The sequence below is a fragment of the Microbulbifer harenosus genome (genome assembly GCF_005771435.1).
Taxonomy (GTDB): Bacteria; Pseudomonadota; Gammaproteobacteria; order Pseudomonadales; family Cellvibrionaceae; genus Microbulbifer; species Microbulbifer harenosus.
This window is the reverse complement of sequence record NZ_VANI01000007.1, coordinates 148,243-164,524: the sequence shown is the minus strand read 5'-3', so window position 1 is coordinate 164,524 and position 16,282 is coordinate 148,243. Positions and strand designations below refer to the sequence as shown.

The 16,282-nt window shown below is 58.6% G+C and carries 8 protein-coding genes; all 8 read left to right on the top strand.

Features of this window, described 5'->3' with window-relative positions; all coding sequences use genetic code 11:
- The first annotated feature begins 195 nt into the window (after window positions 1-195).
- The 8 genes from FDY93_RS07255 (at window position 196) to pelA (ending at window position 16,129) form a co-directional block, all read left to right on the top strand.
- Entirely contained in the window at window positions 196-1,161 is a 966-nt protein-coding gene (locus tag FDY93_RS07255; RefSeq protein WP_138235087.1) for a sugar kinase, read from the top strand.
- 470 nt (window positions 1,162-1,631) lie between these two features.
- The gene (locus FDY93_RS07250) at window positions 1,632-2,624 is read left to right on the top strand and encodes a TRAP transporter substrate-binding protein (RefSeq protein WP_421655125.1); all 993 of its coding nucleotides are present in this window, start codon (window positions 1,632-1,634) and stop codon (window positions 2,622-2,624) included.
- 188 nt (window positions 2,625-2,812) lie between these two features.
- A complete protein-coding gene (locus FDY93_RS07245) occupies window positions 2,813-3,391 on the top strand; it encodes a TRAP transporter small permease (protein ID WP_421655127.1) in 579 nt (192 codons plus the stop codon).
- A gap of 15 nt (window positions 3,392-3,406) precedes the next feature.
- A complete protein-coding gene (locus FDY93_RS07240; protein ID WP_138235084.1) occupies window positions 3,407-4,708 on the top strand; it encodes a TRAP transporter large permease in 1,302 nt (433 codons plus the stop codon).
- A 427-nt stretch (window positions 4,709-5,135) separates the two neighbouring features.
- On the top strand, window positions 5,136-6,755 hold the full coding sequence (locus FDY93_RS07235; RefSeq protein WP_138235083.1) for an alpha-amylase family glycosyl hydrolase: 1,620 nt from the start codon (window positions 5,136-5,138) through the stop codon (window positions 6,753-6,755).
- Between the two features lie 476 nt (window positions 6,756-7,231).
- On the top strand, window positions 7,232-10,435 hold the full coding sequence (locus FDY93_RS07230) for a pectate lyase family protein (RefSeq protein ID WP_171018924.1): 3,204 nt from the start codon (window positions 7,232-7,234) through the stop codon (window positions 10,433-10,435).
- A gap of 451 nt (window positions 10,436-10,886) precedes the next feature.
- Window positions 10,887-12,896, top strand: a complete 2,010-nt coding sequence (locus tag FDY93_RS07225) for a pectate lyase family protein (RefSeq protein ID WP_171018923.1) — start codon at window positions 10,887-10,889, stop codon at window positions 12,894-12,896.
- 197 nt (window positions 12,897-13,093) lie between these two features.
- Complete coding sequence (gene pelA / locus FDY93_RS07220; protein WP_138235081.1) at window positions 13,094-16,129, top strand: pectate lyase; 3,036 nt, start codon at window positions 13,094-13,096, stop codon at window positions 16,127-16,129.
- Window positions 16,130-16,282: the final 153 nt, after the last annotated feature.

Sequence of the window (16,282 nt, the reverse complement as noted above, 5' to 3'; positions counted from 1 at the left end):
TGTTGCCATGTTGCCAAAAATTGGTTATACCAGTCAACCATTCTGGTAAGGCATTTTGTGGCAGACAAGCTCACTCCGGTCGCAAGACGCGTCTGGGCTGCGAGAATCGAGGTATCTATTGATTCTGCGGCGGGTGTATCCTACCAAATAGTAATAAAGACTATTAGATAGTATTTTTGTATTTTGGAGAGTCGAGTGAAACTGGCAGCACTGGGAGAAGTCATGGTGGAGCTGGCGCCGCAAGCGGTGAGCCAGGGGAGTGGGCAGAAGGCGCTGCTAGCGCAGTCGTATGCCGGAGATACCTACAACACTGCGGTCTACATCGCCCGCGGTGGCGTCGAGGTCAGCTACGTCACCCTGCTGGGGGAAGACCCCTACAGTGAGGAAGTGCTCACTCGTCTTGCCGACGAGGGTATCGACACCAGCGCTATTGCGCGCCTGCCGGGTCGCTGCCCAGGCCTGTACATGATTCAGAACACCGCCGATGGCGAGCGCTACTTCACCTACTGGCGTGGTGAAGCGCCAGCGCGGGAGCTGTTCGCCGATCCCGCTCGTCGTGACGCACTGAAGGCGCACCTGAATCAGATGGATTGTCTGTATCTGTCCGGCATCACCCTGGCCATCATGAATCCGGAAGCCCGCGCCGAACTGTTGGCGTTTCTGAATGAGTATCGCGCGAATGGCGGCCGCGTGGCCTTCGACAGCAATTACCGCCCGCGCCTGTGGGCGTCCGCCGAGGCCGCGCGCACTGTGGTGGCGGAGTTCCTGCAGCAGGCGGACATGGCGCTGCTGACTTTCGAAGATGAGCAGGCGCTGTGGGGCGATGAGCGCCCGGGCAGCTGTCTCAAACGCAACAGCGACTTCGGCGTGGCGGAACTGGTGATCAAGCGCGGTGCCGAGCCGGTGTTGCTGCAGGTCGATGGTGTTCTGACCGCCATCGACGTGCCGCCGGTCTCCAGCGTGGTCGACACCACCGGTGCCGGGGATTCCTTCAACGCCGGCTACCTGGCTGCGCGCCTGCAGGGTGCCAGTCCACAGCAGTCGATTGCCGCCGGCAACCGCTGTGCCGCCCGTGTGATCGGCCACCGCGGCGCGATCATTCCGCGTGTGGAGTACTTTGCTGATGCGGCCGGCGGCGCGGTGGCGGAAGCGGCCTGCTGATACGATGCACAGAGTGGACTGGTCAGGCAAAGATGGTCGGGCCGGGTCCGCAATTGACGATCAAAAAAGCGTCAGTTTGGCGTAGCATCGATCGTTGCTTTTGTGGGGCATATCAACGTTCGCCTCGCTCTGTGCCCTGTAGGAGCCTGCTTGCAGGCGAATGGGGCAAGACTTCGGACTGTTCGCCTGCAAGCAGGCTCCTACGAAGTCCGCGCGAATTTCGGTGAGGAAAATTGCGCCAGTATGGCGCGTTTTTTACTGCAGCGCGGGCGCTTGACTACATGCGCCCGATACCTTGCATGATACCGGTATGCCATGCACCGCGTTGCAAACTGAAATCTCGGATTGCGCCACCTGACCGGTTGTTGTTAGCATGGTATGACCAGTTTGGTCTGCCATTGGCCCGGGTGCGTCCCGGGGGCATACCGACAAACCTGTACCCGATAAGAAATAGATCGCAGGTCAAGATGATGATAATGAGAAGATTCATACGGCAGCTGGGCGCTGCGGCGCTGGCGGGCGCCACTGTGTTGATGGCCAGCTGCGGCTTCAAAGAGGATCAGGTGGCCCTGAAATTGGCCCACACCCTCGACCAGCAGCATTCCGTGCACCGGGCCATGGTCTTCATGGACGAGCGCCTGCGCGAACTCTCCGGCGATACCATGCGTATCGACATCTATTCCGGCGGCCAGCTGGGCAGCGAGCGCGAGCTCATCGAGCTGCTGCAGATCGGCAGCCTGGCCATGACCAAGGTCTCCGCGAGTCCCATGGAGGGCTTCGTGCCGGAGATGAAAATTTTCAACCTGCCGTACGTTTTCCGCGATTCCGATCACTTCTGGAATGTGCTGCAAAGCGATATCGGCAAAGACCTGCTGCTCGCCTGCGAGCGCGCGCGTTTGCGCGGCCTCGGCTACCTCGATGCGGGCAGCCGCAGCTTTTACATGAACGATGTGGCAGTGCAGACACCGGCAGACCTGAACGGCCAGAAGATCCGTGTGCAGAACAGCCAGACCGCGATCAAGATGGTCAACGCCCTCGGCGGCGCTGCCACGCCGGTGAGCTGGGGCGAACTCTACACCGCGCTGCAGCAGGGCGTGGTCAACGGTGCCGAGAACAACCCGCCGAGCTTCTATCTCTCCAAGCATTACGAAGTTTCCAAATACTACACCCTGGACGAGCACACCTATGTGCCCGACCTGCTGCTGATCAGCACCGAGGTGTGGAACAAGCTCGAACCGCAACAGCAGGCGTGGTTGAACCAGGCGGTGGAAGAGGCGGTGGCCTACCAGCGCAAGCTGTGGCAGGAGTCCACCGAGGAATCCCTGGCCGCGGTGAAAGCCGCCGGTGTGGAAGTGATCTACCCGGACAAGCAGCCGTTCATCGATGCGGTGAAGCCCCTGCATGACAGCTACAGCGGTACCGAAGTGGGTGAGCTGCTGGAGCAGATCAAGGCAATCAATTGATACGAGTGCGTGCGCGCACTCTTGTAGGAGCCTGCTTGCAGGCGAACGGCCCGGAGCTCCGAAGGGTTCGCCTGCAAGCAGGCTCCTACAGGCGACGGGTCCAACAGAAAGAAAAATTGCAGGTTGGGCACAGCGTGTCCGCAAGAAATAAGAGCCCACTAGAAAAATAACAGTGGAAGGCAAAGATGATGCAGAAAATTGAAAAGGCGCTGGCTTTAGTGCTCGGCTCCCTGCTGGCGCTGATGGTGGTGGACGTCACCTGGCAGATCCTCACCCGGTTCCTGCCGATGCAGCCGAGTTCTTACACCGAAGAGCTGGCGCGCTACCTTCTGGTGTGGATCGGTATCCTCGGCGGCGCCTATGCGTTCCGCAAAAAATCACATCTGGGAATTGATCTGCTAACCAACGCGCTGCACGGCGCGGCGCGCAAGTCTGTACAGGTTTTTGTGGTGCTGGTGTGCTTTGCCTTCGCCGCCTCCGCTATGGTTTATGGCGGCACCAAGCTGATGCTCCTTACCTTTGAGCTGGAACAGTACTCTGCGGCGCTGAACATTCCCATGGGCTTTGTTTACAGCGTGTTGCCGCTCTCAGGCCTGCTGATCTGTATTTTCTCGCTCGACCAGCTGGTGGAGCTGCTAACGGCGAAGCAGGAATTGCCGGCGGAATTCGACTCGGGTGTGCATCCCTACACTGAAGGCGCGGATAGCGAAGCTTCCGTTGCTCAAAAAGAAAAACAAAAGCAGCCCGAAGCTGCCGTTGAAGCCTAAGCGAGGAGAGCTACTGTGGAAGTCGCCGTTATCGTATTGCTGGTCAGTTTCCTGATCCTTCTCGCCCTGAACGTACCCATTTCCATCAGTATTGGTGCGGCCACCGTGCTCACCATGCTGTGCACTATCGATTTTGATCCGGCCATGATCACCATGGCTCAGCGCATGGCCAGCGGCATCGACAGTTTTGCGCTGCTCGCGATTCCGTTCTTTATTTTCTCCGGCATGTTGATGGGGAGTGGCGGTATTGCCCGTCGCATCATTGATTTTGCACGGGTGCTGGTGGGCATGCTCCCCGGCGGCCTGGCGTTTGTGAACATCATCAGCTGCACCCTGTTCGGTTCCATTTCCGGTTCCGCAGTGGCGGCGACCTCCGCCATCGGCGGTTTCATGATTCCGTCCATGACCAAAGAGGGTTACGACAAGAATTTCAACACGGCGGTGACCGTGGCTTCTTCCACCACCGGCCTGCTGATTCCGCCGAGCAACATCCTGATCGTGTTCTCGCTGGCGTCCGGCGGTGTGTCCATCGCCGCACTGTTTATCGCCGGTTACCTCCCCGGCCTGCTGCTGGCGCTCGGTCTTATGATCGTATGCGGGATCTGGGCCAAGGCCAAAGGGTATCCGGTAGGTGAAAAGCCGACCCTGAAATTCGCCCTACAGAAAACCCTGGATGCGGTGCCCAGCCTGTTCCTTATCTTTATTGTAATCGGCGGCATCATCAGCGGTTTCTTCACCGCCACCGAGGCCAGTGCGGTCGCGGTACTCTATTCGCTGCTGCTGTCCTGCGTGGTGTACAAAGAGGTGAAGTGGGGTGAGCTGCCGGCGCTGCTGACCAAGTCCGTGGAGACCACGGCAATTGTGATGTTCCTGATCGCCGCGTCCTCGGCGATGTCCTGGATCATGTCCTACCAGAATATTCCGCAGACAATCAGCCAGGCGCTGATTACCATCAGTGATAACCCGCTGCTCATCCTGCTTACCATCAACCTGATTCTGCTGGCCGTGGGGGCGTTCATGGACATGACCCCGGCGGTACTGATCTTTACCCCAATCTTCCTGCCGGTGGTCACCGAACTGGGAATGTCGCCACTGCAGTTCGGTATCGTGATGATCCTGAACCTGTGTATCGGCCTTTGCACACCGCCTGTGGGCAGTGTGCTGTTCGTGGGGGCAAGTATTTCCAAAACATCAATCACGGCGCTGATTCGCCCGCTGATGCCCATGTACCTCATGATGTTTGTGGTGCTGGCGCTGGTCACTCTGGTGCCGGCGATCAGCGAGTTTCTGCCGCGGGCGCTGGGATTGATCGAGTAACCCTAATGGGCTGCTCACCGAGGGTGGCGATTCTCCGCTGCCCGTAACAGCGGCATGTTTCATTGATTTCCTCGCATCATCATCAGGATGGTATTGCCGGGCTTTTTGCCCGGCTTTTTTTTGTCGCCACGGTACGCGTGGTGGTGGGGGCAACTGAGGAGCGGAATGCGGCAGGAATTGAAAGCTCCGAATTTTCGATGGTGGACGTAGTGGCTGGGCCACAACGGAATCCGGCCAAACTTTCTCCTCCCCATCGAGGGAGGAGGGCCTCCATCGACACTGCTGCCACAATTCTCGCATCGCCATAATCCGTTACCTTCGGTGATCCTCACGGCTATGTCGGTATCCGGTGTAGTCGCACGGGTAATGAAAAAGCCCGAATCACGTGTCTGGTAACGCTGAAAGGGAGGCGTCTATTTAGACATCCATGGATTTACAATTCCGCACTGACCCATCCCAGCTGCCACGCGCTGTATCCGGCGGCGTGCGCTTTATCTACGATGCCGCACCCGGCGTCCGCAGTGTCGCGCTGGCGGGCACGTTCAACAGCTGGGTGGGCGACGCCTGTATGCTGGAACGCATTTCAGCCACGCGCTGGCAAACCACGCTACCGGTGCCGGCCGGACGTCACCTCTACAAGTTTGTCATCGACGGCTCGGACTGGATTGTCGACCCCGCCAATCCCTGGATCTCGGAAGACGGCCAGAACAACTCCTGTCTGACGGTGGATGAAGCGGGCGAGGTGCTGATGCGCCAGCCCGGTTTGAGCGCCGCCACACCGGGCCCCCTGCACGCGCGCCCGGCGCTGGCCAGCCCGGACTGGCTGCGCGACGGTGTGATCTACCAGTTGTCGGTACCCGCCTTCGGCGGCGACTTTGACGGCGTGCGCGCCAAACTCGCTTATCTGAGTGAGCTGGGCGTCGATGTGCTCTGGATCATGCCGGTCCATCCCATCGGCATAGAGGGACGGCGCGGCACACTGGGCGATCCTTACGCGGTGCGCGACTTCGATTCCATCGATCCCGCCCTGGGCGACGCCGCCTCCCTGCGCGCGCTGGTGGACGCCGCGCACGCGCGCGGCATGCGGGTGATCCTGGACTGGACGCTCAACCGCAGCGCCGTGGACCACCCCTTCACGCGCACACATCCGCACTGGTACACGCGCCGCGCCGACGGAAGCATCTATTACGCCGTCCCCAACCGCGACTATTTCGCCGGTTTTGACTTTGCCGAGCACGAGCTGCGGCGCTACCTGATCGGCAGCATGCGCGGCTGGATCGAACGTTTTGACATCGATGGCCTGCGCTTCGACGATTCCGACATCACGCCGTGCGATTTCCTCGAGCAGATCCGGACCGCGCTGGCAGCGGTGCGCCCGGATATCGCGCTCATCTCCCAGGCCTACGACGAGTTTCACCACCTGGCTGCCTGCGACCTGACGTACGAGGGCGGCACGCGCGAGATGCTGCGGCGATGCGCTCAAGGCCAGGCCGATGGCGCGGCCTTCGGCCGCTACTGGCGTGAGTCGACCTACAGCTTCCCGCGCGGGGCATTGCGTATGCGCTGGCTGGAAGAAAAAGAGCAGGGCCGCGTCTCTGCCTTCCTGGGGCAATCCGCCCACCGCCCGGCGGCGGCGGTGCTGCTGGCCATGGATGGGGTACCGCACATCCTGATGGGGCAGGAATTCGACGAGCCGACCTGGACTGACTGGTCCGTGCTGTTCGACGCCTACCAACTCAACTGGAAGGCCTTTGACGGCGACATCTACGCACATTACCAAACGCTGATCGGCCTGCGCCGCAGCCACGCCGCGCTACGCACCGGCGGCACCGTCTTTGTGGATGGCTTGCCCGCCGGTGGCGTCGGCTTCATTCGTCATGATGAGAGCGAGCGCATCCTTGTGCTGGCCAACTTATCGCCATCGCCCCTGGCTTTCGACGCCGGGCTAGCGCGGGCCAAACCTCTGTATGCGCAGGGCTGGGACGACGCCGGCGCCAAGCTGGCACCGTATGGTTGGATGATCGGAACGACCGTTGGTGAACCGTGAGTAGGCGCAAGGCCTGATCCGGAATGCAAGATTTTGGTCGAGCTGCGCGGATGACCACAAGACGATTTCATCTCGAAATTGGTAAATCCGCTTTGCAGAATTTTGGCGCACAATATCCTTTTGTGGTATCTGGAAATGCTTTTTGCGCCATAAGGTGCGGGTAATTGCTGGTATTTTTCGCACAAAGTCACAAAACAGAATGTTGCACCAAAGTGTCGCGTTTACTTCAGCTCTAACTTTGCCTAACCTCTCATCGCTTTTTGGTATTGCCAATTAATCATTAGGTAAAACAATAATGGCAAGCCGGACAGTCGGGATGGTATCGCGGTATCCGCCACCCACAGCGATGATGATTGGTCCTGCTATCCCTCAAGTTGTATTCCGGACAGTAGATCTGCGGTGACTCCAGTGCGGAGTGGTTCGCCGTGGCCGGTCGTCTGAAAAATCTTCTCGATAACAAAATAACGGAAGGTCACATGCAATTTGAGCTGAAGAAATCGGCAGTGCTCAGCGCGCTGCTGGGCAGCGTCATGGCCGCGGGCGCGACAGCGCAGCCCATTGGCTACGCTACCCTCAACGGAGGTACAACCGGCGGCGCCGGTGGCAGCGTGGTGTATGCCACCACCGGTACCGAAATCCACGCGGCCCTGTGCAATCGCCCCTCAAGCGATACCCCGGTCATCATTCACGTGGAAGGCACCATCAATCACGGCAATACCAGCAAGGTCTCCGGCAGCAGCTGTAATACCGCCGACGGTGTAATTGAAATCAAGGATGTGAGCAACGTGTCCCTCATCGGTGTCGGTAACGGCGCGCTGTTCGATGAGCTGGGTATTCACCTGCGCAATGCCTCCAACATCATTCTGCAAAACCTGCATGTGCGGAATGTTAAGAAATCCGGTTCGCCGACCTCTAACGGGGGCGATGCCATCGGTATGGAATCGAACGTGTACAACGTCTGGGGCGATCACCTGACCCTGGAAGCGTCCGGCGGTGAGAGTGAAGGCTATGATGCGCTGTTCGACATGAAGGCCACCACCAAATACGTAACCCTGTCGTACAGCATTCTGCGCAATTCCGGCCGCGGCGGCCTTGTCGGCTCCAGCGACAGCGACGACAACAACGGCCCGGTGACTTTCCATCACAACCTGTACGAGAACATCAATTCCCGCACCCCATTACTGCGCCACGCTACCGCGCATGCGTTCAACAACCACTACTCCGGCCTGGTTTCCTCCGGCATGAACCCGCGCATCGGCGGTGTGATGAAGGCGGAAAACAATTACTTCGAAAATTCCAAGGATCCACTCGGCACCTTCTACACCGACGATATGGGTTACTGGGAAGTAAGCGGCAATGTCTGGTCGAACATCACCTGGAGCCCGGAGGGTTCCGACTCTCACCCGGCGGGCCCCAACCCGGTGTCCACCACCACGTTGAACGTCCCCTACAGCTACCAGCTGAGCGACGCCGGTTGTGTGCCTCAGATCGTGGCCGCGACCGCCGGTGCCAACAACGGCCTGCTGGTGGATGACGGCAATTGTGAGGTGACCGGCGGCGGCAGTTCCTCCAGCTCATCGTCCGGCGGCGGCTCCAGTTCCTCCAGCAGCTCTTCCAGCTCCGGTGGCACCAGCTCCAGCTCTTCCAGTTCTTCCAGCTCTGGTGGCACCGGCAGTTCCGGCGGTTCCGTTCCCGGCGAACTGGGGGCAAACCTGTCCATCGGTGCAGGTTCCGACGGTTCCAGCAAGGGCAGCGGCAGTTACGGTGACGTGCGCGATGGCGATCTCGGCAGTGCCTGGCAGCCGTCTTCCAGTAGTGGCGAGCGCGTCTCCATCAAGTGGAGCAGCGCCACCAGCTTCAATACCGTGATCATTCGCGAGAATGGCAACGCGGTACAAAACTGGCGTCTGGTGAACAACGACACCGGCGTGGAACTGGCATCCGGTAGTGGAATTGGCAGCGCATTGCAGGTGTATCTGGGCGATGTGTCCATGTCCAAGATCAACCTGGAAATCGACAGCGCCAGCAGCGCGCCGTACATCGCGGAATTCGAGGTGTACAACGCCACCGGTGATGTGGGCTCTTCGTCTTCCAGTTCTTCCTCCAGCTCTGGCGGTTCTTCTTCCGGTTCCTCGTCCAGCAGTAGCTCGTCTTCCGGTGGCACAAGCTCTTCTTCGAGCAGCTCTTCCGGCGGCAGCAGCTCCAGTTCGTCTTCCAGTGGCGGCACGTCTTCTTCCTCTGGTGGCGCCTTCCCATCCCCGGAAGTGAGTACGGCCTGCTACACCCTGGCCGCTGACCCGAACGTAAACTGGCGCGACTCCAGCGAGCTGGATACCGATCAGGAAATTGTCGAGTGTCTGTTCAAAACCCTTGGCCGTGCGGTGGGCTACGGTGAGAACGCCATGGGCGGTTACGACCCGAATGGCAACAGCAAGCTGACCGTCATCACCAAAAACGACAGCCAGGGCCGCTCCGTTGAACAGCAGCTCCTGGATGCGGTAACCGGCAATGAACCGAACTGGATCGTGTTCGACAAGTTCGATTTCGCAACCGAAACCGAAATCTCCATGCACCGCAATCACTGTGCCGACGCTTCCGTGCAGGCGGCCATCGGTGGCAGCGAAGCCCAGTGTATCGACTACCGGCAGTGGTGTGCCGATAACGGTGTGTCCGAGGCGAACTGTGCGGTGGAATTCTTCAACGACCGCCTGAACGACAAAAACCTGCCGATCCGCAACACCAAGATCGGCTCGCACAAAACCCTCGACGGTCGCATGAGCAACGGCTACTTCCGTTTCAATGGTTTTGCCATCGGTGCCGACAGCAGCGGCACTCCGACTATGACCAGCGAGCATGTGATCCTGACGCATCTGGACTTCCGCGGCGCCGGCCACACGGAAGACCACGGTCTCGACCCGGACATGATCCGCAACACCGGTGCGTCGCACGACATCTGGATTCACAAGAACACCTTCGACACCACTGGTGACGCGGCGTTTGATGTGAAAGTGGGTGCCTATGACATCACCATCAGTTTCAACAAACTGATCAATGTGAAGCGCGCGGCCCTGCACGGTTCCAGCGACAGCCGGACCATCAACGAGCAGATTCGCACCACCATGCACCACAACGCGTTCATCACCACCGACGACAGCTACAGCAGCCTGGGCAACACCCTGCGCCGCATACCGCTGATCCGTCGCGGCACCACGCACATGTTCGACAACTTCTTCATGAACTATCGCAAAGACATCCTGAGTGTACGTGTCGGCGCGAGCGTGCTGTGGGAAGACAACATGTTCCTGATGAACAGCATCCACCAGGAGAAAGATGACGTGGTGCAGGCGCTGAACGAGCGCGGCGATGAATTGGCGCGCGATGTCGACGACGGCAACTTCCGCTCTGAGGGCAGCAAGGTGTGGTTCTCCGACGCGGCGTGCAACCTCGATCCATCCCTGGTTTATGAAATTGCCAACGCGTCCGGTTCCGTCGCCGATCTGAAGCAGGATTACTCGCAGTACTCCCGCGATGTGATCACCGCCGAGCGCCGCCCGGCCGGCCAGGCACTGGCGGACTACGTCATCGCGACCGCGGGTAAAAACGGTGAGATTCCGTTCAGCTCGCCGCTTGGTTACAGCCAGGATTACGTGATTGGACTGGGCGAAGTGGCCTGCCAATAAGGTTCTGCACTAACCTGACTTAACTTAATTAAAAGCCCGCGCATCGGCCGATGCGCGGGCTTTTTGCAATCCGCTTTACGTGAGCAAACCGAATCGCAGATGAATCCGGTGCGCGATTCTGCGGCATATCGGTGCATGCTACGTGGGGAATCACGCCGTATGCCCCACAATGGGCTGCAACAGGCTTTACATAAAATCTTTTTGTGACTAACCTCTTTCGATGTATTGGTATTGCCAATTATGGCTTTCATTGAGCCGAACAAAACAATAATGGCAAACCAATATCGAAGCCGCCTGTCCCTTGGCGGCAAATAGCGATGATGATTAGTCCCTTTGTTGTTCCCGTTAGCCCCGAATGAAGGGTGAGCAATAGGGCGTTGTTTCCGGGTGTTGTGCCTGTGACTGGTCGTCTGACTTCAATCTTCTAATAAACATAAATATGGAAGGTCACATGGAATTCAGACTCAAGAGAACAGCAGTGCTGGCCGCATTGCTGGGCAGTTTCGCGGCCGCGGATGTCTCCGCGCAGGCCACGGGCTTTGCCACCCAGAACGGCGGCACCACCGGCGGTGCCGGCGGCAATGTGGTGTATGCCACCACCGGAACCCAGATTCACCAGGCGTTGTGTAACCGCGCTTCCAGCAGCACTCCGATCATCATTCACGTCGAGGGCACCATTAATCACGGCAATACCAGTAAGGTATCCGGCAGCAGTTGCAATACCGCCGACGGCGTGATTGAGCTCAAGGAGATCAGTAACGTTTCCCTGATTGGTGTCGGCAACGGCGCGCTGTTTGATCAGCTGGGCATCCACATCCGCAGTTCTTCCAACATCATTTTGCAGAACCTGCATGTGCGGAATGTGAAAAAATCCGGTTCGCCAACCTCCAACGGTGGTGACGCGATTGGTATGGAAAGCAATGTCAGCAATGTGTGGGCGGATCACCTGACACTGGAGGCCTCCGGTGGTGAAAGCGAGGGGTACGACGCACTGTTCGATATGAAAGCTGACACCAAGTACGTCACGCTGTCGTACAGCATTCTTCGCAACTCCGGCCGCGGTGGCCTCGTCGGTTCCAGCGACAGCGACCTGAACAATGGCCCGGTGACCTTCCACAACAACCTGTACCAGAACATTGATTCGCGCACGCCGCTGCTGCGCGGCGCCACCGCGCACGCGTACAACAACCATTATGTGAGCATCAACAGCTCAGGGATGAACCCGCGGATCGGCGGCAAGATGCGTGCGGAGAACAACTACTTCGAGGATTCGAAAGATCCGCTCGGTACCTTCTACACCAATGACATGGGCTCGTGGCAGGTAAGCGGCAATGTCTGGTCCAATATCCAGTGGACTTCCGAGGGCGACAAAAATCACCCCGCCGGCCCGAATCCCACCTCTACCACGTCCATCAGTATTCCCTACAGCTACTCACTGTGTGATGCCAATCTGGTGCCGCAGATCGTTGCGTCTACCGCTGGCGCCAACAAGGGGCTGGCGCGCGCGACCAACTGTTCTGGCGGCTCGTCGTCCGGGGGCAGTTCCAGCTCAAGTTCGAGTTCCAGCTCCAGCTCTTCCAGCAGTTCCGGCGGCTCCGGCAGTGGTTCCTCCGGTGGCGGCGGCGATCTCGGCACGAACCTGGCGCTTGCCGGCGGCGCGGACGGCAGCAGCAAGGCGAGCGGCTCGAGCTACGGCAATGCCATTGACGGCGACACATCGAGCTATTGGCAGCCCGCCTCCAGCAGCGGAGAGCGCATCTCCGTCAAGAACCTGAGCGGCACCTTCAATACCGTGGTGATCCGAGAAATCGGCAACCGCGTGCAGTCCTGGCGTCTGGTGAACCACGACACCGGCGCGGAACTGGCTTCCGGCACCACCATCGGCTCCGCACTGCAGGTGTATCTCGGCGATGTGAGCATGAGCAAGATCAACCTGATGATCGACTCCGCCAGCAGCGCACCGCAGATTGCCGAATTTGAAGTCTACAACGCGAGCGGCAGCGGTTCGTCTTCGTCCGGAGGTTCTTCCGGTGGCAGTGCCAGCGTCACCCTGCAAGAAAATGCCAGCGGCTTCTGCGGTGTGGATGGCGCGGTTGAATCCGAGCACAGCGGTTTCACCGGAGCCGGTTATGCCAACACCGACAACGCCAGCGGCGAGGGGGTCGATTGGTCCGTAACTGTGCCGGCTGCCGGCAACTACAGCCTGAAATGGCGCTACGCCAACAGTGGCAGCGACCGCCCGGCGGCAGTGCTGGTGAACGGCGGAAACCAAGCGTCGCTCAGTATGGGTAGCACCGGCGCCTGGAGCAGTTACAGCGATAGCAGTGCGGTAACCGTATGGCTGAACGGCGGCACCAACAGCATTCGTCTGCAAGCCACTGGCAGTAGTGGTCTTGGGAATATCGACAGCATGTCCATTACCGGCGCGGCACCTGCTGCCGCTAACTGCAGTGGAAGCTGAGAAATGGCGGGTGGCAACTAACACTCTGAAAGCGCAACGCAATTAGTGTTCGCACCCAGCCTCCCGCGCGAGGCTGGGTGCTTTGCATGTACTTTGATGTGGGTGTGATCTCCATTCTGTGTTGTCCGGCCGCGGAGCGGCATTGTTCCCTCAGGCAGGCGCGAGACATTAATAAATAACGATAAAGAGAGAAGAGAATGATCAAGTTGGGAAAGAATGCCATGTTGGGCATCGGAGTGGGGTTTTCTCTGCTTGGATCTGTCTGCGCCAACGCACAGACGCAAAGCAACCTGTCGCTGACGGCTGGAGCAGACGGGTCTTCGAAGCAAAGTGGTTCCAGTTTCGCGAATGTCGTAGATGGCGATATGGCAACCTATTGGTCACCACAGGACAGCACCGGCCGCATTTCGGTTAAGTGGTCCAGTGCAACCACCGTCAGCAGCGCTGTGATTCGCGAGGCCTCGGGCTTTGAGGGTAACATCGGCGATTGGCAGATGGTCAATCACCAGACCGGTGATGTGCTCGCCCAGGGCACAGGCGCAGGCATCATAAGTTTCGCAAGTGTCAGCCTCACCAAGATCAATTTTGAAATCCTGAGCAGCAGTGGAACTCCGGCGGTTGCCGAGTTTGAAACCTACGCGGGCAGTTCTACCCCGGTAACCGGCAACGTCAACCTGGCGGTAACGGTTGCGGGGAATGATGCCGGCCTGACGTGGGATGCAAGCAATATCGATGTTGCCTACCAGTCGATTTATCGCGACACAGACCCAAATCCACAAGGACGTACCCGCATCGTTGCCAGTATTTCGGGCAACTCATACACAGACAACGACCTCGCTGATGGTACCTACTATTACTGGATCAAGATAACCGACACCGATGGCAGCGTATTCAATTCCAATGCCGATGATGCCGTAATATCAACCAGCACCACTCTGGTGCTGCAGGAGAGTGATGGTTTCTGTGGTGCCGATGGAACTATCGACAACAACCACGCCGGATATAGCGGCAGCGGATTTATCAATACCGATAATGTGACGGGCGCCGCAGCCAGCTACAGTATCGATGCTGATTACGCTCACAGCGCACTGGTCGATATTCGCTATGCCTCGACCACAAGCCGGCCCGCCGCGATTGAGGTAAATGGTACAGTGGTCGCGAACGCCTATTTCAATGGCTCAGGCGCCTGGACCACTTGGAGTAATGAGAGCGTTGCGGTGCCGTTGCAGGCGGGCAACAACCGGATTCGTCTGGTGGCACAAACCGCCGGAGGCCTGCCCAATATAGATTCGCTGACCGCAAGTGGCAGCCGCCTGGTGGTCGGCGCCTGCGGGGTGACGGACGATACCGTTCGCGACTGCAATGACATTACCGGTGTGCCGGTCATCACCGTTGCCAAAGACGGTAGTGGGCAATTCAGCAGCGTGCAGGCGGCGATCAACAGTGTCTCCGCATCCAACAGCCAGCCGATCCAGATTCGTATTCGGCCGGGCGTTTATTATGAAAAGCTGCTGATCGATAGACCTAAACTCACACTGTGCGGGGAAAAGGGGCAGGCTGCCGCGACGGTGCTGACCTACAACGACACCGCCGATACATCGAATGGCAGTGGCGGTACGCTGGGCACCTCCGGCAGTACCAGTATCTCGATTACCGCCGATGATATTTCGGTGGAAAACCTCACCATGGAAAACAGCCACGGCCCGGGAATTCAGGCCGTAGCGGCGCGCATTGCTGCCGAGCGGGTGCAGTTTCGCAATACCCGTTTCCTCGGTCACCAGGATACTTTGTATGTGCACAGCGGTTCGCAGTATTTCAAGGACTGTTATGTAGAAGGCACAGTGGATTACATTTTCGGTGGTGCCACCGCCGTGTTCGACAACTGTGAAATTCGCAGTGTAGGAAACGGCAGCGCGATCACCGCTCCCAGTACCGAACAGACCCAGCCCTACGGCATCGTGTTTCTCGGCGGGCAGGTAACTGCGTCATCTGCCGTCAGCGCAGACAGTGTCGCCCTTGGCAGAAACTGGCGGCCCTACGGCGCGACCACGTATCTCGGTGTCAACCTCGGTGAACACATACTGCCGGCCGGCTGGCGAGCCATGGGCGGCAATACCCTGGATACCGCGCGTTTTGCCGAATACCAGAACACCGGCCCCGGTGCAGATATCGCCCAGCGTGTTGCCCAGTCCAGTCAGCTGTCCGACGCGCAAGCGCAAAGTTACACCGTGGAAAATCTGTTTGGTTCCTGGGTGCCAAGCTACAGCGGTGTTGCGCCACTGCTCGCGCAGGAAGGCAATCCGGTGCACAACCGGTTCAACAAATATCTCACGGAGTGGAGCCTCAGCTCGACGCAGGCAGACATCATTCTCTCCCATCAGTACGACAATGGTGGCTGGCCGAAAAACCAGGCCTACAACAGTGCGGGCAATGGCGGCAGCGGTTCCGCCACCATCGATAACGGTGCGACCACCACAGAGATGACGTACATGGCGGAAATGTACAAACGCACGGGAAATGCCGCCTACCGCGATGCCGCTCGAAGAGCGATGGATTACCTGCTGGACATGCAGTACCCATCCGGTGGCTGGCCGCAGTTCTACCCGCGGACGGGAGGCTACGCAAATCACGTCACCTTCAATGACGATGCCATGTCGCGTGTACTGACTGTGCTTTATCACGCAGAAAAGGGGGCAGCCCCGTTTGACTCTGACGTGTTTAGCAGCAGTGATCGCGCGCAGTTCCGCGCGGCGATCGATCTGGGGGTGGAATACATCCTGCGCGCACAGTGGAAACAGAATGGTGTCTTGACCGCCTGGTGTGCCCAACACGGCGCTACGGATTATCAACCCAAGGCCGCGCGCGCCTACGAACTGGCGTCGCTCAGCGGCAGCGAATCCGCAGAGATCATCGGCTTCCTGATGACCCAGCCGCAGACGCCGGAAATCCAATCGGCAGTGAAAGCGGCCCTGGCCTGGTATCGCAGCCCGAATACCATTTTGGAAGACCATACCTACGATAAATCTACCAGGGAGAAAATCGTCTATTCCCCTGGCGATAGAATGTGGTATCGCTTTTACGACCTCTACACAAACACCGGTTTTTTCAGCGATCGTGATGGCGGAACCTACTATGACCTCATGGATATCTCCGAAGAGCGGCGTGAAGGATACAGCTGGGGCGGTGCCTACGGCGAAAAAATTATTTCCTATGCCGAGAGTGTTGGCTACTGAGGTATGGGATCGCCTGTGTACCGTGGTGTCCGGTGAAAATCCGAAAACTGGTCGGGAAATAGTTCGGTAAAAATCCGGGCTCGTAGTTGAGTGTGTCTACGGCCCGGTTTTAATTGTGCAAAAGATCATTTGTCTTACCTTAGGTCTTATTAG

Coding starts and splice junctions, on each gene's coding strand:
- FDY93_RS07250 (WP_421655125.1), top strand. CDS start 1,632: ATGATAATGAGAAGATTCATACGGCAGCTGGGCGCTGCGGCGCTGGCG.
- FDY93_RS07245 (WP_421655127.1), top strand. CDS start 2,813: ATGCAGAAAATTGAAAAGGCGCTGGCTTTAGTGCTCGGCTCCCTGCTG.
- FDY93_RS07235 (WP_138235083.1), top strand. CDS start 5,136: ATGGATTTACAATTCCGCACTGACCCATCCCAGCTGCCACGCGCTGTA.
- FDY93_RS07230 (WP_171018924.1), top strand. CDS start 7,232: ATGCAATTTGAGCTGAAGAAATCGGCAGTGCTCAGCGCGCTGCTGGGC.
- FDY93_RS07225 (WP_171018923.1), top strand. CDS start 10,887: ATGGAATTCAGACTCAAGAGAACAGCAGTGCTGGCCGCATTGCTGGGC.
- pelA (WP_138235081.1), top strand. CDS start 13,094: ATGATCAAGTTGGGAAAGAATGCCATGTTGGGCATCGGAGTGGGGTTT.